20 protein-coding genes are annotated in these 21,127 nt (G+C 72.1%); 14 read left to right on the top strand and 6 right to left on the bottom strand.

The window, feature by feature from the left end; all coding sequences use genetic code 11:
• Window positions 1-39 precede the first annotated feature (39 nt).
• The 6 genes from ASC77_RS05045 to ASC77_RS05020 are packed head-to-tail and all read left to right on the top strand — an operon-like array spanning window position 40 to window position 7,550.
• Complete coding sequence (locus tag ASC77_RS05045; RefSeq protein WP_056149379.1) at window positions 40-990, top strand: glutamate ABC transporter substrate-binding protein; 951 nt, start codon at window positions 40-42, stop codon at window positions 988-990.
• Window positions 991-997: 7 nt separating this feature from the next.
• Window positions 998-2,107, top strand: coding sequence for a hypothetical protein (locus ASC77_RS05040; protein ID WP_056149377.1), 1,110 nt, complete (start codon window positions 998-1,000; stop codon window positions 2,105-2,107).
• A complete protein-coding gene (locus tag ASC77_RS05035; RefSeq protein WP_056149376.1) occupies window positions 2,104-4,470 on the top strand; it encodes a serine/threonine-protein kinase in 2,367 nt (788 codons plus the stop codon). The genes ASC77_RS05040 and ASC77_RS05035 overlap by 4 nt, the downstream gene beginning before the upstream one ends.
• Window positions 4,467-5,585, top strand: coding sequence for a protein phosphatase 2C domain-containing protein (locus ASC77_RS05030; RefSeq protein ID WP_056149374.1), 1,119 nt, complete (start codon window positions 4,467-4,469; stop codon window positions 5,583-5,585). The genes ASC77_RS05035 and ASC77_RS05030 overlap by 4 nt, the downstream gene beginning before the upstream one ends.
• On the top strand, window positions 5,578-6,855 hold the full coding sequence (locus ASC77_RS05025; RefSeq protein WP_056149372.1) for a vWA domain-containing protein: 1,278 nt from the start codon (window positions 5,578-5,580) through the stop codon (window positions 6,853-6,855). Before ASC77_RS05030 ends, ASC77_RS05025 begins: the two co-directional genes overlap by 8 nt.
• Window positions 6,852-7,550 (top strand): FHA domain-containing protein, encoded by a 699-nt coding sequence (locus ASC77_RS05020; RefSeq protein WP_056149370.1) that lies wholly within the window; start codon window positions 6,852-6,854, stop codon window positions 7,548-7,550. Before ASC77_RS05025 ends, ASC77_RS05020 begins: the two co-directional genes overlap by 4 nt.
• Window positions 7,551-7,638: 88 nt before the next feature.
• Here ASC77_RS05020 and ASC77_RS05015 read toward each other — a convergent pair whose 3' ends face one another.
• Window positions 7,639-8,205: an O-methyltransferase gene (locus ASC77_RS05015; protein ID WP_056149368.1), complete on the bottom strand. Its 567-nt coding sequence runs from the start codon at window positions 8,203-8,205 to the stop codon at window positions 7,639-7,641.
• Window positions 8,206-8,588: 383 nt separating this feature from the next.
• On the opposite strand from ASC77_RS05015, the gene ASC77_RS26470 reads away from it, so the two are divergent.
• From ASC77_RS26470 to ASC77_RS05005, 3 genes are all read left to right on the top strand, one after another.
• Window positions 8,589-8,726 (top strand): hypothetical protein, encoded by a 138-nt coding sequence (locus ASC77_RS26470; RefSeq protein WP_156390915.1) that lies wholly within the window; start codon window positions 8,589-8,591, stop codon window positions 8,724-8,726.
• 10 nt (window positions 8,727-8,736) lie between these two features.
• A complete protein-coding gene (locus ASC77_RS05010) occupies window positions 8,737-9,837 on the top strand; it encodes a 3-isopropylmalate dehydrogenase (protein WP_056149366.1) in 1,101 nt (366 codons plus the stop codon).
• 92 nt (window positions 9,838-9,929) lie between these two features.
• Window positions 9,930-11,006, top strand: a complete 1,077-nt coding sequence (locus ASC77_RS05005; protein ID WP_056149364.1) for a branched-chain amino acid aminotransferase — start codon at window positions 9,930-9,932, stop codon at window positions 11,004-11,006.
• Window positions 11,007-11,193: 187 nt separating this feature from the next.
• Here the strand turns inward: ASC77_RS05005 and ASC77_RS05000 are convergent, their stop codons facing one another.
• Entirely contained in the window at window positions 11,194-11,496 is a 303-nt protein-coding gene (locus ASC77_RS05000; protein WP_056149362.1) for a GIY-YIG nuclease family protein, read from the bottom strand.
• A gap of 223 nt (window positions 11,497-11,719) precedes the next feature.
• Here ASC77_RS05000 and ASC77_RS04995 point away from each other — a divergent pair, with 223 nt between their 5' ends.
• The 4 genes from ASC77_RS04995 (at window position 11,720) to ASC77_RS04980 (ending at window position 15,327) form a co-directional block, all read left to right on the top strand.
• Window positions 11,720-12,745 carry an ABC transporter substrate-binding protein gene (locus ASC77_RS04995; RefSeq protein ID WP_056149360.1) on the top strand — a complete coding sequence of 342 codons (1,026 nt, stop codon included), beginning with the start codon at window positions 11,720-11,722 and terminating at the stop codon, window positions 12,743-12,745.
• Between the two features lie 32 nt (window positions 12,746-12,777).
• A complete protein-coding gene (locus ASC77_RS04990) occupies window positions 12,778-13,842 on the top strand; it encodes an ABC transporter substrate-binding protein (protein ID WP_056149359.1) in 1,065 nt (354 codons plus the stop codon).
• A 101-nt stretch (window positions 13,843-13,943) separates the two neighbouring features.
• Entirely contained in the window at window positions 13,944-14,855 is a 912-nt protein-coding gene (locus tag ASC77_RS04985) for an MBL fold metallo-hydrolase (protein ID WP_056149925.1), read from the top strand.
• A 34-nt stretch (window positions 14,856-14,889) separates the two neighbouring features.
• On the top strand, window positions 14,890-15,327 hold the full coding sequence (locus ASC77_RS04980) for a hypothetical protein (protein ID WP_056149357.1): 438 nt from the start codon (window positions 14,890-14,892) through the stop codon (window positions 15,325-15,327).
• On the opposite strand, the gene ASC77_RS04975 is transcribed toward ASC77_RS04980, so the two are convergent.
• Genes ASC77_RS04975 through ASC77_RS04960 form a run of 4 tightly spaced genes read right to left on the bottom strand, consistent with a single transcriptional unit; the run spans window position 15,324 to window position 19,342 of the window.
• Window positions 15,324-16,349, bottom strand: a complete 1,026-nt coding sequence (locus tag ASC77_RS04975; protein WP_056149355.1) for an ABC transporter substrate-binding protein — start codon at window positions 16,347-16,349, stop codon at window positions 15,324-15,326. The two genes, ASC77_RS04980 and ASC77_RS04975, sit on opposite strands and share 4 nt — an antisense overlap.
• On the bottom strand, window positions 16,333-17,190 hold the full coding sequence (locus tag ASC77_RS04970) for an ABC transporter ATP-binding protein (protein ID WP_082574452.1): 858 nt from the start codon (window positions 17,188-17,190) through the stop codon (window positions 16,333-16,335). The genes ASC77_RS04975 and ASC77_RS04970 overlap by 17 nt, the downstream gene beginning before the upstream one ends.
• Window positions 17,187-18,302: a FecCD family ABC transporter permease gene (locus ASC77_RS04965; protein ID WP_082574451.1), complete on the bottom strand. Its 1,116-nt coding sequence runs from the start codon at window positions 18,300-18,302 to the stop codon at window positions 17,187-17,189. Before ASC77_RS04965 ends, ASC77_RS04970 begins: the two co-directional genes overlap by 4 nt.
• Window positions 18,299-19,342, bottom strand: a complete 1,044-nt coding sequence (locus tag ASC77_RS04960) for a FecCD family ABC transporter permease (protein ID WP_056149353.1) — start codon at window positions 19,340-19,342, stop codon at window positions 18,299-18,301. Before ASC77_RS04960 ends, ASC77_RS04965 begins: the two co-directional genes overlap by 4 nt.
• 111 nt (window positions 19,343-19,453) lie before the next feature.
• On the opposite strand from ASC77_RS04960, the gene ASC77_RS04955 reads away from it, so the two are divergent.
• Window positions 19,454-21,058 (top strand): serine/threonine-protein kinase, encoded by a 1,605-nt coding sequence (locus tag ASC77_RS04955; RefSeq protein ID WP_056149351.1) that lies wholly within the window; start codon window positions 19,454-19,456, stop codon window positions 21,056-21,058.
• Window positions 21,059-21,127 lie beyond the last annotated feature (69 nt).

The following is a 21,127-nucleotide window of genomic DNA, read 5'->3' as shown; positions in this document are numbered from 1 at the left end:
CTCCTCCAAGCCACGCTTACGCGGGGACCCCGGAAACGCATGAGGAAGCTCGCCCTCGCCCTGGCGACCGTCGCCCTGCTCGCCGGGTGCGGCTACTCCGACACGAAGGTCCCCGGGGCTGTGAAGCCCGAGGCGGCCCCGCCGGCGTCGTCGACCCCGTGCACCGACACCGGCAACCCGACCCGGTCCTACGCGCCGCTCGCCGGCGGCGTACCCAGCCCCGACGACCTGCCCGCCCGCTCGACGATGGCGAAGATCCAGCAGCGGGGGCACCTGGTCGCGGGCGTCTCCGCCGACAGCTACCTGCTCGGCTCGCGCAACCCGTTCACCGGCGTGATCGAGGGCTTCGACATCGACATGGTCAACCAGGTCGCCGCGGCGATCTTCGGGACCGCGAAGGGTCACGTCCAGCTGCGCGTCATCTCGGCGGCCGACCGGATCCCGCTCCTCCAGTCCGGCGACATCGACATCGTGGCGCGCAACATGACGATCAACTGCGCACGGTGGGACCAGATCGCGTTCTCGGCGGAGTACTTCCACTCCGGCCAGAAGATCCTGGTGCAGAAGGGCTCCGGCATCACGGAGGCCGCCGGGCTGTCCGACAAGCGCGTGTGCGCGCCGGCAGGCACCACGAGCCTCGACAACATCCAGAAGCTCGCTCCCGACGCGATCGCTGTCACCGCGGGCAACCACACCGGCTGCCTCCTGAAGTTCCAGAACGGCGAGACGGACGCGATCACCGGCGACGACACCGTGCTCGCCGGCCTGGTCGCCCAGGACCCGTACGCCGAGGTCGTCACCGGCCAGGCGCTCACCGACGAGCCGTACGGCATCGGCGTCAACCAGGACCAGGTCGACTTCGTCCGCTTCATCAACGCGGTCCTGGAGCGGATGCGGTCGGACGGGTCGTGGCAGGCGTCGTACGCGAGGTGGCTGAAGCCCTCGCTGCAGACCGACGCGACCCAGCCGACCCCGGTCTACGGGCGATGAGCGCCCCGTGACGGCGGCTCCCGCCTCGCCCGGCGCGATCGGAACCGCGCCCGAGCCGATCGTGCTGCAGGCCTACCTGGGTGAGCTGGACGACTGGGTGCGCGCGCGCCGCGCAGAGCTCGACGAGCTCGACGCCGCCGCCCTCGCTGCCCAGCGCGGTGCCGAGGTGGCCTCCGACATGGCGCTCTCGCTCGCCCTCTGGAAGGCCGTGTCCGACCGGTGGCAGCTGATGTGGGCGACCTGGGACGGCGGCCGGGTGGGCGTCACCGAGCGCACGAAGATCACGACGCTGATCTGGGGCCGGCTCGACGGCACGCTGCCGACCCAGTCGTTGGCCGTCTCGCTGCCCGAGGCCTGCCGGCTCTCCGACGCCCTGGCCGGCCAGCTGCGCACCACGCTGTCGCTGGTGCCGGGCGCCGACGCGGCTGCCGCGCGGATCAAGGAGCTCCGCGCCCAGCTCGAGCGGGTCCGCGACCAGGTCGCGCTGGAGCCGGCGATCGCGCGGGACCAGCCGGTCGACCGACTGGCTGGTCTCCTTCAGCGGCTGGCCGACGTCACCGAGCGCGCCCAGCGGGGCGCCGACGTCGGCGGGTTGCTGGGACCGCTGGAGAACGACGCGTCGACCCTCGAGCGGGACCTGATCGTCGGCAACGCCCGCCGCCGCGACGCCCGCGACCAGCTCGCCTCGGCGCGCGAGCTGCGCGCCGACCTGCTGGCCCGAGCAGAGGCGCTGAGCGCGCTGGCGGCGACCTGCGTCCGCACCGTCGACCCGTCGCCGCGCTACGCCGTCCCCGACGTGGAGGCGCTCGGTCCCATCCCCAACACGCCCGAGGCGCTGGCGCCGTACCTCACCCGTCTCGACCGGGTCTCCCAGGCGCTGACGCTCGCCCAGCAGAAGTACGCCGATGCGCTCGCCGAGCGCACCCAGCTCCTCGACCTGCTCGAGGCGTACGTCGCGAAGGCCGGGGCGCTCGGCATCGCGGACCGACCGGACCTCGCCGACAGCGAGCGCCGGGCGCGGGAGGTGCTGGCCCGTGAGCCGGCGCCGATGGCGGTCTGCCGTCAGCTCGTCAGCACGTACCAGACGTGGGTCGACCACTCGAAGGAGTCCGCATGAAGTGCACCCAGCCCGGTTGCAGCGGCACCATCGCCGACGGCTACTGCGACGTCTGCGGCATGGCGGCCGAGCCGTCCGCTGCTCCGGCCGCGGCAGACGCGGCAGCGGCCGCGCCCGCCGCCTCGGCTGACGGCACGACGTGCGGACAGCCCGGCTGCACCGGGACGATCCTCGACGGCTACTGCGACGTGTGCGGCTCGCCCGCGGTCAGCGTCGCCCACCAGGCACAGCCGCTCTCCGGTGGCAGCGCCTCGGTCGCGACGTCGGCCGCGAGCCGGGTGCAGTCCGCGGCGATCGGCTCGCGGCTCGCCCAGTCGTCCGGCACGTCCTCCACCCGGCGTACCCGCACCGGCTCCCAGCGGGTCCGCGCGGCACGTCTCGGCGCCGGCCTGACCACTGTCCCTCCGGCGCCGACCGTCGACGCCAGCAAGGCGATCAACCCGCACCCCGAGGTGCCCGAGGACAAGCGGACCTGCTCGAAGTGCGGCAATGCGATCGGCCGCAGCATCGACGGCCGGCCGGGACGCACGGAGGGCTTCTGCCCCCAGTGCGGGCAGGAGTTCTCGTTCACGCCCAAGCTGCAGGCCGGCGACCTGGTCGGCGGCCAGTACGAGGTCGCGGGTGCCCTGGCGCACGGCGGTCTCGGCTGGATCTACCTCGCGCGCGACCGCAACGTCTCCAACCGGTGGGTGGTGCTCAAGGGCCTGCTCAACTCGGGGGACCCCGACGCGCTCGCAGCGGCGATCGCCGAGCAGCAGTTCCTGGCCCAGGTCGAGCACCCGCTGATCGTCGAGATCTACAACTTCGTGACCCACGAGGGTGCCGGCTACATCGTCATGGAGTACGTCGGCGGCAAGTCGCTCAAGCAGATCCTCAAGCAGCGGATGAGCGACAACAACGGGGCGTACGACGCGCTCCCCGTCGACCAGGCGCTCGCGTTCGTGCTCGAGGTGCTGCCAGCGTTCCAGTACCTCCACGACCTCGGCCTCGTCTACTGCGACTTCAAGCCCGACAACCTGATCCAGGTCGGCGACGCGGTGAAGCTGATCGACCTCGGCGGCGTCCGCCGCATCGACGACGAGGACTCCGCGATCTACGGCACCGTCGGCTACCAGGCTCCCGAGGTGGCCGAGGTCGGGCCGAGCGTGGCCAGCGACATCTACACGATCGGCCGGACCCTCGTCGTGCTCTGCATGGAGTTCCGGGGCTACCAGGGCACCTACCTGCACACCCTGCCGCCGCCCGAGTCGACGCCGCTGTTCGCGCAGCACGACTCGCTCTACCACCTGATCGCCAAGTGCTGCGCCGCCGACCCGGCCGACCGGTTCGCCTCCGCCGACGAGCTGCGCGGCCAGCTGCTGGGCGTGCTGCGCGAGGTCGTCGCCGCCCGCACGGCCGGCACCGCGCTGACGTCCGCGGCGTCGGTGCTCTTCCAGGCGCCGGCCGCCTCGGCGTCGGTGCTCGGCTGGGCCGAGCTGCCCGCCCTGCGGGCCGACACCACCGACGCCCAGCACGCCTGGCTCTCCAGCCTCGGCAGCGACGACCCGGCGCAGCGGCTCGAGGACCTCGAGGGCGCCCCCGAGGCATCGGCCGAGGTGCTGCTCGCCCGCGCGCACGCCGCCCTCGAGCTGCAGGACCCGGCCCGCGCGCACGGCTTCGCCGACGAGCTGCTCGCCCAGGACCCCTGGGACTGGCGGGCGGTCTGGATCGACGGGCTCGCCGCCATGCAGGAGCAGGACTGGGCCTCGGCGCAGTCGTCGTTCAACGCGGTCTACCAGCAGGTGCCGGGGGAGCTCGCCCCCAAGCTCGCCCTCGCGATCGCGTGCGAGCGCGGTGGGCTGCCCGACGTCGCGGAGGGGCTCTACCGGACCTGCGTGGCGACGGACGCGACGTACGTCGCCCCGGCGGCCTTCGGCCTGTCGCGCGTGCGTGCCGCTCGCAACGACACGCAGGGCGCGGTCGCCGCGCTCGACATGGTGCCGTCGACCAGCCGTGGCTACCCCGAGAGCCGGCAGCTGCGCGCCGAGCTGCTGCTCGCCGGCAGCGGTCACGACCTCGCGGTGCTCGACCAGGCGATGCGCAGCATCGAGTCGGTCTCGATGGACGGCCCGGCCCGCCAGCGCTACACGGTCCGGATCCTCACCCAGGCGCTCGAGGTCGTGACGACCGGCAACGCGGCCGCGCTCGGCGCGGCGTCCAGCCGGCCCGCGCCGACGCTGGGCAGCTACACCGCGACCGAGGACGGGCTGCGCGACGGGCTGGAGAAGGCCTACCGCACGCTCGCCCGCGACGCCACGGTCGTCGAGGACCGGGTCGCGCTCGTCAACCAGGCCAACGCCGTACGGAGCTGGACGCTGACATGACCGACACGACCTGCCCGTCCTGCGGGACCGTCGCCACCACGGGCTCGAAGTTCTGCGAGAGCTGCGGGAGCGCGCTCGGCAACGACGCGCCCGCGGCACCCGTGGCCACCGAGGCGCTCGACGAGCTCAGCCCGATCAGCGCGCCGACGCGGCGCCGGCCCACCGACCCGCCGGTCGCCACCGGCCCGCGGCCGTGCCTGGTCTGCCAGGGCACGGTGGGTCCCGACGGCTACTGCGAGACCTGTGGTGCCAAGGCGCCGACCGAGCGCGACCACTTCCGCGAGACGCCGGCCTCGTGGGTCGCGGGCGTCTGCGACCGCGGCATCGTCCACCACCGCAACGAGGACGCGATGGCGCTGCTGGCGTCCGACGCGCCGGGCGAGCGGGCCGTCCTCGTCGTCCTCGACGGCGTCTCCAACTCGATCGACTCCGACGTCGCGTCTCTCGCCGGGGCGAAGGCCGCGCGCGAGTCGCTGCGGACGCCGTTCCCGCAGGGGATGGGTACGCCGGCGAGCCGGTCGGGCGCGATCACGCAGGTCTTCGGCGCGGCGGCCGCGGCTGCGAACGCGGCGGTCGTCCAGGTGACCGACCCGGCCTCGACCAACCCCGCGTCCGCGACCTTCGCGGTCGCCGTCGTGGAGCGGAGCCTGCTGGCCTACGCCAACATCGGCGACTCCCGCGTCTACTGGCTCCCCGACGGCGGGCCGGGCGTCCAGCTCACCGTCGACGACTCGGCGGCGCAGCAGCAGATGGAGTCCGGCGTACCCCGCGAGGTCGCGGAGAGCTCGCCGCAGGCCCACGCGATCACGAAGTGGCTCGGCCGCGATGCACCCGACGTCACCCCGCGGACCGGGCAGCTCGAGCTCACCACACCCGGCTGGGTCGTCGCGTGCTCCGACGGGCTGTGGAACTACGCGTCCGAGCCCGACGCCCTCGCCGCCCAGGTCGCCGCCGCCGGCACCAGCGAGCCGCTCGACCTCGCCCTCGCCCTCGTCGCGTTCGCCAACGCGCAGGGCGGGCGCGACAACATCACTGCTGCCGTCGCGCGGGTGCAGCCCGTCGATTCGGGGCAGAATGCCAGCGCACCCGACCACCAGGAGGATCCCGATGGCTGAGTTCACCGCGAGCGTCTACCAGAACGAGTTCCTCCCGGACGGAGGCACCGACGTCAACGCGATCGTGACGGTGACCTGCTCCGGTGCCGGCACGGCCGGCCAGACGGGTGGGGGAGCAGCCGGCGAGATCATCATCGTCGACACCTCCGGCTCGATGGGTCCTGAGACGATGGCGGCCGCCAAGCAGGCCGCCCAGGCGGCCCTGGCCGAGATCGTGGACGGCACCTGGTTCGCGGTCATCTCCGGCTCGGACCACGCGGAGCTGGTGTTCCCGCCGGTCGCGTCGGGGCCGGGCATGGTGCCGATGGACTCCAGCGCGCGTGAGGCCGCGAGCGAGGCGATCGACCGCTTCACCGGTGCCGGCGGTACGGCGATGAGCACCTGGCTCGACCTCGCGGGAACGATCTTCACCTCGGTGCCCGAGGTCACCCAGCGGCACGCCATCCTGCTGACCGACGGCGAGAACCGCGAGCGGCCCGGCGCACTCGACACCGCGATCAGCCGGGCGACCGGCTTCTTCCAGTGCGACTGCCGCGGCGCCGGCACGGACTGGGTGGTCCCCGAGCTCCGCCGGATCTCCCAGGCCCTGCTCGGGACCGTCGACATCATCCCGGAGCCCAGCCAGATGCAGGCGCAGTTCCAGGAGATGATGCGGGCCTCCATGGCCCGCGGCGTCGCCGACGCGCAGCTGCGCGTGTGGGCGCCGCAGGGTGCGCAGGTGCTCTTCGTCCGCCAGGTCTCCCCGACGGTCGAGGACCTCACGGACCGCCGCGTCGAGGTCAACCCGCTGACCGGCGGCTATCCCACCGGCGCCTGGGCCGACGAGTCGCGCGACTACCACGTCGCCGTACGCGTGGCCGCGAAGGCGATCGGCCAGGAGCAGCTCGCGGCGCGGGTCCAGCTCGCGATCGGCGCGGACGTCGTGGCCCAGGGTCTCGTCAAGGCCACCTGGTCGGGCAACTCCGAGCTGACCGCCCGCATCGACCAGCAGGTCGCCCACTACACGGGGCAGACCGAGCTCGCGTCGATGATCCAGGAGGGGCTGGCCGCCAAGGCCGCCGGCGACGAGCGGACCGCGACGACCAAGCTGGGCCGGGCCGTCCAGCTCGCCGCCGAGACCGGCAACGACGAGGCGACGTCCAAGCTGCGCAAGGTGGTCGAGATCGACGACGAGAAGGAAGGCACCGTCCGGCTCAAGGCGGCGGTGGCCAAGGCCGACGAGATGGCGCTCGACACCGCGTCGACCAAGACGACCCGGATCAAGAAGTGAGCACCTGTCCCGCCGGGCACGAGACCACGGCGACCGACTACTGCGACACCTGCGGCATCGCGATGGACGCGACGCCGGCACCGGCGCCCGCGCCCACCGAGCCGTCGACGACGGTGGAGGCGGCCGTCAGCGGCACCTGTCCGAACTGCTCGGCGACCAACCCGGCCAACGCCCTCTTCTGCGAGGCGTGCGGCTACGACTTCACCACCGGCTCCATGCCCCGTCCCGCCGCCCCTCCGGCCCCCGCAGCGACGCCCGCGCCGGAGGCCTCGGCCAACCCGTCGCCGCCGCTGACGGAGAAGTGGGTCGCGGAGATCTGGATCGACCCCGACTGGTACGTCGACCAGAAGTCCACCGATCCGCTGCCGTCACCGGGCCTGCCCCTCGTCGTACCGCTCAGGAACACCTCGATCCTGATCGGCCGGCTGTCGCGCAGCCGCAACATCACGCCCGACATCGACCTGTCCTCCGACAACGGCATCAGCCGCCGGCACGCCCAGCTCACCACCGACGGCACCCGCTGGTTCGTCGAGGACCTGGGCTCCTCCAACGGCACCTACGTCGGCGGCAACGTCGGCGGCCTGCCCACCACCCCGCTGTCGCCGGGCCAGAAGCAGGAGATCTCCGACGACGACCGCATCTACGTCGGTGCCTGGACCCGGATCGTCGTACGCCGCGCCACCGAGGGCGAGTAGCGGGTTGAATCGAGACTTCTGACGCTTGAATCGGGACTTCTGACCGTCAGAACTCTCGATTCAACGGTCAGAACTCTCGATTCGACCGTCAGCGACGGGTGGCGATGACGACGGACGCGTCGGGGGCGACCATCACCTCGACGGCGGTGAACCGGTCGTCGGTGAGCCACTGCTCGCGCAGGGTGTCGACCCGCCCGTAGGTCACCGGGGGCCACATCTCGCACGGGTTGAAGTCGTCGAGGACGACCAGGCCGCCCGGCTCCATCAGGTCGGCGATGGAGTCCACGCTGACCTCGGTCGGCTCACCGGAGTCGAGGAAGAGGAGCGAGAACGGTCCCTGGTCGAGCAGCGTCGACCAGTCGGCGGAGCGCACCTCGACCTGCGGGTCGTCCTCGAAGATCACGGCCGCGGCGTCGGCCAGCTTGGCGTCCAGCTCGGCGCTCAGGATCGTGGCGTCGCCGCGTACGCCGGAGCGCAGCCACGCCGTGCCGACCCCGCAGCCGGTGCCGAACTCGGCCATCGTGCCGCTGCGGGTCGCGGCGAGGGTGGCCAGCAACCGGCCGGTCTCGTTGCGACAGAACGAGGCGTAGCCGGCCTTGCGGGAGACGTCGAACGCGCGCTGCACGATCTCGGGAAGGTCGGGGGGAGCACTCATGCCGTCGAGTCTTTCATCGCGGGACGTCCGTCTCGCATGTCGAACACTCTGCGAAATCGGCTGACCGACCCCGGGAGGTCGCCGTACGGTGGCTCCACCATGCGGAGCGTCTTCGTACTTATCGAATACCGCGGCGGGGCCTGAGAGAGGCCACCTCGCCGCGGTGATTCGGCGTTGACGGCCTCTCGATACATCTGGATCGAAGATGCCTCCGCCGCGATGGAGCGCCAGCAGCACGGCGCAACCCGCTTCTGATGGTTCTCTCCCTCAGCCCGCGCGATCCGCGAGCCGATTGCTCTCTCACCACGAGACATCTTCGTTCCAGGTGTACCGGGACCGTGCGGAACCACCTGAGACGAACACACACGAGAGAGAGCAGTCCGATGTACGACATGTACCCCGAGTGGGGACCGGCCCAGCACCACCCCGACAACCCGCGCAGCCACGAGAACATCAGCCAGGCCGTCCAGGCCTCGCTCGACCTGCGGGACAACGGCGGTCAGCGCCCCGACGACAACTAGTCTCCGGCCCATGACTTCCTCGAACTCCGTCTCCGGTTCGGACACCGGCACGATCAGGCTCGCCGTCATCCCCGGCGACGGCATCGGGCAGGAGGTGACCGCCGAGGCCCTGAAGGTGCTCGAGGTCGCCTCGCCGGCCGGCGTGAAGTTCGAGCAGACCCGCTACGACCTCGGCGCCGAGCGCTACCTCGCTACCGGTGAGGTGCTCCCGGACTCCGTGCTCGGCGAGATCCGCGAGCACGACGCCATCCTCCTCGGCGCGGTCGGCGGCAAGCCCAACGACCCGAACCTGCCCCCGGGCATCCTCGAGCGCGGGCTGCTCCTCAAGCTTCGCTTCGAGCTCGACCACTACGTCAACCTGCGGCCGTCCCGGATCTACCCGGGCGCGACCTCGCCCCTGGCACCCCACGTTCTCGAGGGGCGGGGTGACGTCGACTTCGTGGTCGTCCGCGAGGGCACCGAGGGTCCCTACACCGGCAACGGCGGCGCCCTGCGCGTCGGCACCCCGGCCGAGGTGGCCACCGAGGTCTCGGTCAACACCGCCTTCGGCGTCGAGCGCGTCGTCCGCGACGCCTTCGCCCGCGCGCAGCGGCGGTCCCGCAAGAAGCTCACCCTGGTCCACAAGACCAACGTGCTCGTGAACGCCGGCTCCGTGTGGTGGCGGCTGTTCCAGGAGGTCGCGGCGGAGTACCCCGACGTCACGACCGACTACATGCACATCGACGCGGCGATGATCTACATGACCACCGACCCCGCGCGTTTCGACGTGATCGTCACCGACAACCTCTTCGGCGACATCATCACCGACCTCGCCGCCGCGATCACCGGCGGCATCGGCCTGGCGGCCTCCGGCAACGTCAACCCCGACCGGACGGCCCCCTCCATGTTCGAGCCGGTCCACGGCTCCGCGCCCGACATCGCGGGCCAGCAGAAGGCCGACCCCACCGCCGCCGTCCTCTCCGCGTCCCTGCTGCTCGACCACCTCGGGTACGCCGACGCCGCCGCGACCATCGAGACCGCGGTGATCGAGGAGCTGGCCGCCCGTGAGCCGGGCACCGCACGCCGTACCTCCGAGGTCGGCGACGCCATCGCCGCGCGAGTAGCCGGCTGACGCCCACTTCGTTCATCCGAACCGACGGCCGGGCTCACCTTCGTGGGTCCGGCCGTCGGCATTTCGTAGGAAGGCCTACTAAGTTGTCCTCCATGGAGATCAGCACCACCCCGTCGACCACGACCGTCGACGACGCCCGCCTCGCGGAGATCCTCGAGAACCCGGGCTTCGGCAACCACTTCACGGACCACATGTTCACCCTCGAGTGGACCCCGGACGCCGGCTGGCACGGTGGGCGGATCGAGCCCTACGGCCCGCTCAGCCTCGATCCCGCGACCGCCGTCCTGCACTACGCGCAGGAGACCTTCGAGGGGATGAAGGCCTACCGCCACGAGGACGGCTCCATCTGGTCGTTCCGGCCGGAGGAGAACGCCGCGCGGATGGTGCGCTCGAGCCACCGGCTCGCGCTCCCCGTGCTCCCCGTCGAGGACTTCGTGCAGGCCGTCGACGCGCTGGTCGCCGTCGACCAGCGCTGGGTCCCGGACCCGGCGGGGGAGAAGAGTCTCTACCTGCGGCCGTTCATGTTCGCGTCCGAGGCGTTCCTGGGCGTGCGACCGGCCCAGCACGTCACCTTCATGGTCATCGCCAGCCCCGCTGGCGCGTACTTCAAGGGCGGTGTGAAGCCGGTCAGCCTCTGGCTCACCGAGGAGTACACCCGCGCCGGCCGTGGCGGCATGGGTGCCGCCAAGACCGGCGGCAACTACGCCAGCTCGCTGGTCGCGCAGCAGGAGGCGAGCCTGCACGGCTGCGACCAGGTCGTCTTCCTCGACGGCCAGGAGGGCAAGTACGTCGAGGAGCTCGGCGGCATGAACATGTACTTCGTGCACGCCGACGGCCACATCGTCACCCCGCAGACCGGCACGATCCTCGAGGGCATCACCCGCGCGAGCATCATCGAGCTCGCCGGCAAGATGGGCCACCAGGTCGAGGAGCGGAAGTTCTCGATCGACGAGTGGCGCGACGGGGTCACCAGCGGCGAGATCACCGAGATCTTCGCGTGCGGCACGGCGGCGGTCATCACGCCCGTCGGCGAGCTCAAGTGGGACGGCGGCTCCGTCGGCACCCCCGAGGGTGGCAAGGAGCTCTGGAAGCAGATCCGCCAGCAGCTGGTCGACGTCCAGTTCGGCCGCGCCGAGGACACCTTCGGCTGGATGCACCAGATCGTCTGAGCGCACACGCGTCCGGTGGTCGAGCTTGTCGAGACCCCCGCAGCGAAGGCAGGGCGTCCGGTGGTCGAGCTTGTCGAGACCCCCGCAGCGTGGGCAGGCGGTCGGGTGCGGGGGTCTCGACGACGCTCGCTGGCGCTCGCTGCTCGACCACCGTTGGGTCGAGACCCCCGCAGCGCAGGCAGGGCCTTCAGTCGTCGGCGGCAGGTCGGTCCCGGCCTCGCGCGAGCGCGGGCAGGTCGTCGAGACGGCCCTCGATGAGGGCGAGTCGCTTCGCCCGACCCCAGCCCTGGATCTGCTTCTCGAAGGCGAACGCCTCGTCGATGCGGTCGAACGGTGCTGCCCACACCAGTCGAACGGGCCGACGTCGAGAGATCCGGGTGTAGATCGAGCCGAGTCCGTTGTCGTGCTCCCAGACCCTGCGGTCCAGGTCGAAGGTGCTGCCGACGTACAGGCTCCCGTCGGCGCACTCCAGCATGTAGGTCCATGGCATCACCGTCGATGCCCGGGTGAGCCGTAGCGGAACCTGACGCTTCGCGGGCTGTGGACAAGCGACGTTGGCGGTTGGGTGCGGGGGTCTCGACGACGCTCGCTGGCGCTCGCTGCTCGACCACCGGGGGGTCGCCCACGCTCGCTGCTCGACCAGCGGACACCCCACTTCTCTGCCCGAACGCGCATCCCCTAAGGTAAGGCTCACCTAACAAGGAGAGCCTTCGATGCGTCTGCGTGCCTTCGTCGTCACCGCCGCCGTGGCGTTGCCGTTGCTGCTGACGGCGTGTGGATCCGACGACCCGACGTCGACGCCGAGCCCTGCCGCGTCGTCCGGAGCCGCCACCGGTGTCTTCCCGGTCACCGTCGAGCACAAGTACGGCGAGACGGTCGTGCCTGCGGAGCCGAAGCGGGTCGTCAGTGTGGGGGTCACCGAGCAGGACGTGCTGCTCCAGCTCGGGGTCGTCCCGGTCGGCGTCACCGAGTGGTACGGCGAGCAGCCGGACGCCACCTGGCCCTGGGCCCACGACCTGCTCGACGGTGCGCACCCGGAGGTGCTGCACACCGACAACGGCCTCGAGTTCGAGAAGATCGCGGCCCTCGACCCGGACCTGATCGTCGGCACCAACGCGGGCCTGACGAAGAAGGACTACCAGCTGCTGTCGGCGATCGCGCCGACCATCACCGACGAGGGCGCCACCGACTACTTCTCGCCGTGGCAGGACCAGGTCCTGCAGATCGCGCGCGGGCTGGGCCGCGAGGCCGACGGCCAGCAGATCGTCGACGACCTCGAGGCCGACTACGCCGCGGTCGCCGACGAGCACCCGGAGTGGTCTGACCTGACGGCGACGTTCTCCCAGGGCGCGCCGTACGACGGCATCCTCTACGTCTACCCGCCGGGGCTGAGCACCGACTTCCTGACCCAGCTGGGCTTCACGATGACGACCGGCTTCGAGGACTACGCGCCGAAGGGCTCGCAGGCCGAGATCTCGGCCGAGAACGTCGGCCTGATCGATGCTGACGTGATCGTCTTCGCGACCGAGGACGCAGAAGGCTTCGACGCCCTCCAGGACTTCGGCACCGTCTCGTCCCTGCCGGCGGTGGCGGAGAACCGCGCCGCCTACACCGACGGCACCCTCGCCGGCGCCCTCTACTTCGACACCCCGCTGAGCCGGGCCTACGTCCTCGAGCACCTCACGCCGCTGCTCGAGCAGGCCGCCGACGGCAAGGCACCCCGTTCCTTCCCGTCCTGACCATCTCGGACCACCCCCCACCTAGGAGCACGATGAACCCCACCCGCCGCCGTTTCCTCGCCGGCCTCTCCGTCCTGGCCGTCGCGCCCGTCCTCGCGGCGTGCGGCAGCGACAGCGAGGGCGGCACCGCCGGCGCCGGCAGCTCGAGCCCGTCCGCCTCCGGCGGCCCGGAGGAGGGCGCCTTCCCGGTCACGATCAAGCACAAGTACGGCGAGACCACGATCGAGAAGGCTCCCGAGCGGGTCGTGTGCCTCGGCCTCACCGACCAGGACACCCTGATGGCCCTGGGCGTCGTGCCGGTCGGGATCACGTACTGGTTCGGCGACGAGAAGCTCCAGGGCGTCTACCCCTGGGCCCAGGACCACCTCGGCGACGCCGAGCTGCCGACCGTGCTCAAGGACACCAACGGCGTCGAGCTCGAGAAGGTCGCCTCGCTGGCGCCCGACCTGATCGTCGGCGCCTACTCCGGGCTGACCGAGCAGGACTTCAAGAAGCTGCAGGGGCTGGGCGTCCCGGTCGTCGCGCAGAACGGCGACTACGCCGACTACGGCACGCCGTGGGACGAGGCCGCGCTGATGCTCGGCACCGCCATCGGCCAGCCGAAGGCCGCCCAGGCGCTCATCGACGGCGCGAAGAAGCAGATCGCCGACGGGGCCGCCGCGCACCCGGAGTTCAAGGGGCAGACCGCCGCCGTCGCGACGCCGTACGAGGGGCTCTTCCTCTACGGTCCCGAGGACCCGCGCTCGCGGCTGCTCACCGACCTCGGCTTCGACCTGCACTCGCTGATCACGGACGCCGACGACAGCGAGTTCGGCGTCTCGGTGAGCGCCGAGCGGACCTCCGACCTCGGCGACGTCGGCGTCGCGGTCTGGTTCGACCTCGCCTCCTTGAAGCAGGTCGACTCCCTCTTCCAGGCCACCACGGCGGGCAAGGAGGGGCGCTGGATGGACATCTCGGAGGCCGACGGCTCCTTCTACGTCGCCCACAGCTTCGTGACCCCGCTGAGCATCCCCTACACCCTCGAGCGGTACCTCCCGATGCTCGCGGCCGCGGCCGACGGGGACCCGAAGACCGAGGTGCCCAGCCCGGCCGCCTAGTCACCCAGGCTTGTCCGCCGTCGTCGCCACAACCTCAGCGGACAACACGCAGGAGCCCGGCACTCGTCACGGGGAGCCGGGCTCCTGTCATGCTCACCCCCATGCGCCTCAGGCTCGGTCGCCCCGACATCGGCAGGTACGCCGGCCGCTTCGACGTCCCGGCAGCAGGTGGGCCCCTGGGCGTGACGTTCCTGGGCGTCGCGAGCCTCCTGCTCGACGACGGCGAGACCCGGCTGATGACGGACGGCTTCTTCTCACGGCCCGGGTTGGCGAAGGTCGCGCTCGGCACGGTGGCGCCCGACGTCGACCGCATCGACGCCGTCCTGGCGCGGGTCGGCGTCGACCGGCTGGCGGCCGTCGTCCCGGTGCACTCGCACTTCGACCACGCGATGGACTCCGCGGTGGTGGCCGACCGCACCGGCGCCGACCTCGTCGGCGGCGAGTCCACGGCGTACGTCGGGCGCGGCCACGGCCTGCCCGAGGACCGGATCCGGGTGGCGACGCCCGGCCAGCCGATGTCGTACGGCGCGTTCACGCTGACGCTCGTCGAGTCGCACCACTGCCCGCCGGACCGCTTCCCGGGCGAGATCACCGAGCCCGTCGTACCGCCGGTGAGGGCCGGCGCCTACAAGTGCGGCGAGGCGTGGTCGATCCTGGTCGATCACGCGAGCGGCGCGACCGCGCTGCTCCAGGGGAGCGCGGGGTACGTCGAGGGCGCGCTGGCCGGTCGGCGTGCCGACGTCGCCTACCTCGGCATCGGCCAGCTCGGCGTGCAGAGCGAGCACTACATCCGCACCCACTGGGCCGAGACCGTCCAGACCGTCGGCGCGCGCCGGGTCGTGCTGACGCACTGGGACGACTTCTTCCGGCCCCTCGATCGCGACCTACGCGCGCTGCCCTACCTCGGCGACGACCTCGACCACACCATGCGGGTGCTCGACGAGCTCGCGGCCGGGTCGGGCGTCACCGTCCACTTCCCGACCGTGTGGCGGCGCGAGGACCCCTGGGCCTGATCGGCCGGAGGGCGGTGTGCCAGGATCCCGGACCATGAACTCCTGGCGTGACACCGCATCGGCTTCCGCGCAGGAGGACCTGGACGGGCTCCTCAACCTGGTGCTGCCGCTGGCCCAGGAGCTGCTCGGCAAGAACGGGCGGTTCTACCCCTTCGGCGCCTCGGTCTCGACCGGCGGGGAGGCATCGCTCACCGCGGCCGACGCGGGGCTGGGAGATCACCCGCAGCCGGACCGGGTCCTGGCCGGCGTGTACGACGGAGCCCGTGCCGCCGCGGCCGAGACCCGGGCGGCGGCGTTCGTCTCCGACGTCCTGGTCGGGGGCTCCGACGCCGTCCAGGTGGAGCTCGAGCACCGGGACGGCATCGCGCTGGTCGTGCTGGTGCCCTACCAGCCCGCCACGTTCAAGCGGGTCCCCGCCTTCCGGGAGATGAGCGTCGCGCCCGGGACACAGCGGGTCTGGACCGCAGGCTAGGACGCGACGTCCTGGTCGGAGCCCAGCCAGCCCGCGAGCTCCTTCATGTACGCCGTCTGCGACGGGTAGTCCATCGAGGACGTGTCCCAGGGGTGGACCTGGCCGGCCTGGTAGGCCTTCAGCCGCGCGAACGTCGGCTGCTCGCCGAGCTGCTCCATCGAGTAGGAGTTGCGGGTCGCGTTGAGGAAGATGTCCGGCTCGTAGCGGTCGGCGTTCTCCCAGCTGAGGATCTCCCAGTAGTAGTCCTTGCCGCCGATCTCCGTGAAGTTCACGCCGATGTCCTGGTAGTACTTCAGCGCTGGGTCGTCGGGCGCCTTCGCCACGTACAGACCGTCGCCGTCCGCGTAGATCGGCTCGACCGTGAGGCCGCTCTTGGCGGCCTCGGTCAGCTCGTCGGAGGCCTCCTCGAACGCAGCCTTGTCCTCGGCCACCCGGCTGCCCTCGCCGGTGTCGACGCCGAGCGAGGCGACGAGCTCCTCGTTGGTCTCGATGACGTCCTTCATCGAGCCGACCTGCGCCACGGCGACGACCGGCGCGATCTCCTTGATCTTCGCCAGCTGGGTCTTGTCCTTGAAGCCGTACATCTCGTCGGCGGTGTCGCCGGTGTACGACGTCGCGACGATGATGTCGGGCTTCGCGGCGGCCAGCTTCTCGAGGCTGATCTCGCCGTACGTCTCACCGACGACCTCGGTCTCGGACAGGTCGAGGTCGTCGAACATGGAGTCCTTCGCCGGGTCCATCCAGGTGAAGATCGCCACCGGGGTGATCCCGAAGTGCCACAGCGCCGCCGCCGCGTCGCCGTACGCCGCGATCCGCACCGGCGTCCGGTCCAGCTCGACGGTCTGGTCGAGGTCGTCGGTGTAGGACCACGGGCCCGAGCTCGGGGTGGCGCTGCTGCCGGCGGCGGGAGCGTCGCTCCCGTCGCTGCCGCACGCGGCGAGCACGAGGGCGGCGCCCAAGGCGATGCCGCCGGCCAGGAGGCGGCGGCCGGTGTGGCGGCGGGGGTCAGGAGTTCGGCGCATCGGCGAGCTCTTTCTGGTCGGTGGTGGGGAACGCCTCGACCGTGGCGGCCGAGGAGGTGGGGACGACGATCGGGAGGCCGGTGCGCGGGTCGGGCAGCACGTCGGCGTCGAGCCCGAAGGTCTCGAGCAGCAGGGCGGGGGTGAACACCTCGTGCGGCGTGCCCTCCGTGACGATCACGCCGTCCTTCATCACGACGATCACGTCGCTGTAGCGCGCGGCGAGGTTGAGGTCGTGGAGCACCATCACCACCGTCCGGCTCCGCTCGCGGTTGAGGCGGGTGACCAGGTCGAGGACCTCCACCTGGTGGGCCAGGTCGAGGTACGTCGTGGGCTCGTCGAGCAGGAGCAGGTCGGTGTCCTGCGCCAGGGTCATCGCGATCCAGGCGCGCTGGCGCTGGCCGCCCGAGAGCTGGTCGAGCGGTCGGTCCCGCAGCTCCGCGGTGTCGGTCATCGCCAGTGCCGCGTCGACGATCCGCTCGTCCTCGGGCGACCACTGGCTGAACCAGCGCTGGTGCGGGTGCCGGCCGCGACCGACCAGGTCGCGCACCAGCAGGCCGTCGGGGGCGATCGGGCTCTGCGGCAGCAGTGCCATCGTCTTGGCGACGTCGCGCGTGTGCAGCTCGTGCAGGGGAGTGCCGTCGAGGTGGACCGTGCCGCTCGTCGGCTTCAGCAGCCGCGCCATCGTGCGCAGCAGGGTCGACTTGCCGCACCCGTTGGGGCCGACGATCGTCGTGACCTTGCCGTCGGCGAGGGAGATCGAGAGGTCGCGGACGACCGGCTCGGCGCCGTACCCGACCGTGACGGCCTCGGTGCGCAGCCGGGACCCTGCTGAGGTGCTCATGCGGAGACCTTTCGGTTGTTTCGGAGCAGCAGCCAGATCAGGTACGGCGCGCCGATGGCGGCCGTGACCAGGCCGGCCGGGAGAGGGAAGGGGATGACCACGCGGGTCACGAAGTCGGCGCCGACGACCAGGCAGGCGCCGAGCACCATCGAGGCGAGCATCGGCGGGCGGGAGCCCGCGGTCAGCCGCAGCGCGATCTGCGGGACGACGAAGGCGACGAACTCGAGCGGCCCGACCGCCGACACCGAGACCGCGACCAGGCCGACGGCCGCGACCAGCGTCATCAGCTGGGTCAGCTGGAGGCGTACGCCGAGGCCGCGGGCTGAGTCGTCGCCGAGCTGGAGCGCGTTGAGCGAGCGGGCCAGCAGGATCGCGACCGGCACCAGGACCGCGAGGGTCCACAGCAGCGGCGTCGCCTGCTCCCAGCCGCGCCCGTTGAGGGAGCCGTTGAGCCAGACCTGGGCGCTCGCGGCGTCCTCGATCCGCGCCTTGACCAGCAGCCACGACGTACCCGCCGAGAGCGCGAAGCTCAGGCCGATGCCGATCAGGACCAGCCGCTGGCCGTCGATCCCGCGCCGCCACGACAGGGCGTAGAGGAGCGCCGCGGTGAGGAGCGCGCCGGCGAAGGCGGCGACCGGCAGTCCGACCGTCTGCAGGGTGCCGGCGACCAGGCCGCCGCCGTAGCCCGAGGCGCCGGAGAGCACGATGACGCCGACTGCGCCGAGGGCGGCACCCTCGGTGACGCCGAGGATGTCGGGGCTGGCGAGCGGGTTGCGCGCGAAGGTCTGCGTGAGGGCCCCGGCGAGGCCGAGGGCGGCGCCCACCAGGATCGCCACCAGCGTCTGCGGGAGTCGCAGCTCCCGGACGATGAACTGCTGGCTCGCGTCACCGCCGCCGAGCAGCGTGCGTACGACGTCGGTCACCGGGATCTCGAAGTCGCCCATCGAGAGGTCGAGGGCGACGAGGCCGGCGAGCACCACGAGGGCGCCGACCACGACCAGGCCGGCGCGCACCGGCACCAGCCAGGACGCCGGCCCGACCCGCAGCGGGGTGCTCAGGGTGGGGGAGAAGCGGCGTGGACGCGCCTCGTCGGTCGCTCGCAGGACGCTCATATCCGCACCATCCGGGTCCGGCGGACGAGGTAGATGAAGATCGGGCCGCCGACCATGGCCATCACGATGCCGACCTGGAGCTCGCCGGGCCGGACCACGACCCGCCCGATGATGTCGGCGACGATGACGAGCAGGCCGCCGATCAGGCCGGAGTAGGGGATCACCCAGCGGTAGTCGACGCCGCCGAAGTGACGGGCGACGTGGGGCACCACCAGGCCGACGAAGCCGACCGGGCCGCACGCCGCGGTCGCGGCTCCGGTCAGCATCATCACGCCGAGCACGCCGATGATCTTGTGCCGCATCGGGTGCAGCCCGAGCGAGGCGGCGACGTCGTCGCCGAGCTGGAGCAGGTTCAGGGTGGAGCCGCTCATCGCGGCCAGCACCAGCCCGGTGACGATGAAGGGCAGCACCTGCCAGAAGACGTCCATCCCGCGGCCGGAGACCGAGCCGACCGCCCAGAACCGGTAGGCGTCCAGGGTGTCGATGTCGCGCAGGACCACCACCTGGGTGAGGGAGATGAGCAGCGCGCTGACGGCCGTGCCGGCGAGGACCAACGAGACGGGGTCGGGCCCACCGCGGGTCGAGCCGATCGCGAAGACCGCGGCGGCCGCCAACCCGGCGCCGGCGAGCGAGAACCAGGCGTACCCGGTCAGGTCGTGCACGCCGAACACGTAGATCCCGATCACGACCGCGAACGCCGCTCCGGCCTCGACACCGAGCAGCCCGGGATCGGCCAGGGGGTTGCGGGTGTGGCCCTGCATCAGGGCGCCTGCGACGCCGAGCGCGATGCCCACCGCCAGGGCCAGCACCGTCCGAGGGATGCGGAGGTCGTGGACGATCGTGGACGCGTCCGAGCCGTCGGGATGGAACAGCACGCCGACGACCGTGCCCAGGGAGATCGGCCGGCTGCCGATCGCGAGGCTGGCCAGGCCCGCCGCCGCCAGCAGCAGGACCAGCACGACGAGGCCACGGACGGAGCCGCGACGCAGCGCCGGCGGCGGCGCGGTCGGGGCGGCCGGTCGCGGAGTGGTGGTGGACATGGGTTCCTTCGGGTTCGGCAGGTAAGCCTTACCTTACTTCGATCGAGGCACGTGGCGTCAGGGGGTGCTCACCTCCCGGGCAACCGGCTCGCTCACGGGTAGCCTCGGGCCGTGACGACGTCCCCCTCACCCGACGGCTCGACCGACCGGTCGACCATCGGCGGGTACACCCTGCTGACCAAGCTCGGCGAGGGCGGGATGGGTGTCGTGCACCTGGCCCGGCGCGGTGACGGCGAGCGGGTGGCGCTCAAGGTCCTCCGGCCGCACATCGTCGGGGACGACGAGGCCCGGCAGCGACTCGCACGCGAGGTCGCGTCGCTCCAGCGCGTCACCAGCCCCTGGGTCGCCGGGATCGTCGACGCCGACCCGTGGGCGCCGGTCCCGTACGTCGCCACCCGCTACGTTCCCGGGCTGTCCCTCCACGACCTGATCGTCGAGGACGGGGCGATCGAGGGCCCGGACCTCTACTGGTTCGCCGCGGGGCTCGCCGAGGGCATCACGTCCGTCCATGCCGTCGGCGTGCTGCACCGCGACGTGAAGCCGTCCAACGTCCTGATGGAGGGCCGCACCCCGATCCTCATCGACTTCGGGCTGGCGCGGGTCGCCGACGACCCCAAGCTCACCCACACCGGCTGGCTGCTCGGCACGCCGGGCTACCTCGCGCCGGAGATCCTGTACGGCGAGGACGCCACCGCCGCCTCCGACGTGCACTCCTGGGCGGCGACCGTCGCCTATGCCGGCCTCGGCCACCCGCCGTTCGGCCGGGGGCCGTCGATGGCGATCATGGACCGGGTCCGGCGCGGGCAGTTCGACCTCACCGGGCTGCCGGACGACCTGCGGCAGGTCGTCGCGTCGGCGCTCGACCCCGAGCCGCGCAACCGGCCGACCCTCGCCCAGATCCTGGCCTGGCTGCGGCCGCTGACCACCCGGCGCGATGCGCCGCCGGTCGCGCCGCCCGCCGCCGTCGAGCACGATCCCTACACGGTCCCGCTCGCCCTCGCCTCCCAGGCGGGCGCCGACGACGAGACCGACGTCTGGCCCGGGCACGACACCCCGGAGCCCTTCACGCTGGCGCTGCCGCCCGAGGGCGCGACGGAGCTCGCGCCGGTTGAGTGGTCCGCAGGCGAGTGGCAGGACCCGCCGGTGCCGCTGGCCGAGCGGCTCCGACGGGGCAGCCTGCTCGGCGCACTCTCGCTCGCGGCCGGAGCCGGCGCCGCGGCGTACCCCTGGCTGAGCGTCGCCCTCCTGCTGGTCCTGACCTGGCTGACCCGCAGCATCTCCCTGGCCGCCTCGGCGCACGGCCAGCGCCGCCAGTTCCGCGGGCGCAAGTGGTACGACGGGGTGCAGCTGCTCGTCGCCGCGCCCTGGCACCTGGTGCAGTCGATCCCCGGGGCGGTGCTGCTCGGGCTCTGGGCGCTCGGGCTGGCCTCCGCCGCGGCGCTGGTCTGCTACGCCATCGCGACCGGCGTCGAGGTGGCGCTCTTCGTCTGCGGCCTGGTGCTCGCCGCCTCGCTGTGGTGGGGACCGGGCGGCTCGCGGCTGCGCGGGCCGGTCGGCTGGGTGGTCAACCCGCTCGCCGCGAAGCCACGACGGTGGGTGGTCGCCTTGGTCGTGGTGCTGATCGGCGCCGGCGTCCTCGGCTTCCGCGCGGACGTCAGCGGCGCGAGCTGGAGCCCCGCGAACGGTCGTCCTCATGCCGAGATCCCTGGTCGGTGACGCGGTCGGCGTGGCACGATGGCGACGTGCATCACAGCATGATCATTATTTCCTAGCGCGTCGCCGCTC

The organism is Nocardioides sp. Root1257 (genome assembly GCF_001425175.1).
Lineage (GTDB): Bacteria > Actinomycetota > Actinomycetes > Propionibacteriales > Nocardioidaceae > Nocardioides.
The sequence above is the reverse complement of the archived record's forward strand: the minus strand, read 5'-3'. Positions and strand labels throughout refer to the sequence as shown.

Excerpts from the sequence above, each read along its gene's own strand:
- ASC77_RS04985 (WP_056149925.1), top strand. The coding sequence starts at position 13,944 with ATGCGCCTCAGGCTCGGTCGCCCCGACATCGGCAGGTACGCCGGCCGC.
- ASC77_RS04960 (WP_056149353.1), bottom strand. The coding sequence starts at position 19,342 with ATGTCCACCACCACTCCGCGACCGGCCGCCCCGACCGCGCCGCCGCCG.
- ASC77_RS04965 (WP_082574451.1), bottom strand. The coding sequence starts at position 18,302 with ATGAGCGTCCTGCGAGCGACCGACGAGGCGCGTCCACGCCGCTTCTCC.
- ASC77_RS05005 (WP_056149364.1), top strand. The coding sequence starts at position 9,930 with ATGGAGATCAGCACCACCCCGTCGACCACGACCGTCGACGACGCCCGC.
- ASC77_RS05045 (WP_056149379.1), top strand. The coding sequence starts at position 40 with ATGAGGAAGCTCGCCCTCGCCCTGGCGACCGTCGCCCTGCTCGCCGGG.
- ASC77_RS05015 (WP_056149368.1), bottom strand. The coding sequence starts at position 8,205 with ATGAGTGCTCCCCCCGACCTTCCCGAGATCGTGCAGCGCGCGTTCGAC.
- ASC77_RS04980 (WP_056149357.1), top strand. The coding sequence starts at position 14,890 with ATGAACTCCTGGCGTGACACCGCATCGGCTTCCGCGCAGGAGGACCTG.
- ASC77_RS05030 (WP_056149374.1), top strand. The coding sequence starts at position 4,467 with ATGACCGACACGACCTGCCCGTCCTGCGGGACCGTCGCCACCACGGGC.
- ASC77_RS05025 (WP_056149372.1), top strand. The coding sequence starts at position 5,578 with ATGGCTGAGTTCACCGCGAGCGTCTACCAGAACGAGTTCCTCCCGGAC.
- ASC77_RS04990 (WP_056149359.1), top strand. The coding sequence starts at position 12,778 with ATGAACCCCACCCGCCGCCGTTTCCTCGCCGGCCTCTCCGTCCTGGCC.
- ASC77_RS05000 (WP_056149362.1), bottom strand. The coding sequence starts at position 11,496 with ATGCCATGGACCTACATGCTGGAGTGCGCCGACGGGAGCCTGTACGTC.
- ASC77_RS05010 (WP_056149366.1), top strand. The coding sequence starts at position 8,737 with ATGACTTCCTCGAACTCCGTCTCCGGTTCGGACACCGGCACGATCAGG.
- ASC77_RS04975 (WP_056149355.1), bottom strand. The coding sequence starts at position 16,349 with ATGCGCCGAACTCCTGACCCCCGCCGCCACACCGGCCGCCGCCTCCTG.
- ASC77_RS26470 (WP_156390915.1), top strand. The coding sequence starts at position 8,589 with ATGTACGACATGTACCCCGAGTGGGGACCGGCCCAGCACCACCCCGAC.
- ASC77_RS04970 (WP_082574452.1), bottom strand. The coding sequence starts at position 17,190 with ATGAGCACCTCAGCAGGGTCCCGGCTGCGCACCGAGGCCGTCACGGTC.
- ASC77_RS04995 (WP_056149360.1), top strand. The coding sequence starts at position 11,720 with ATGCGTCTGCGTGCCTTCGTCGTCACCGCCGCCGTGGCGTTGCCGTTG.
- ASC77_RS05035 (WP_056149376.1), top strand. The coding sequence starts at position 2,104 with ATGAAGTGCACCCAGCCCGGTTGCAGCGGCACCATCGCCGACGGCTAC.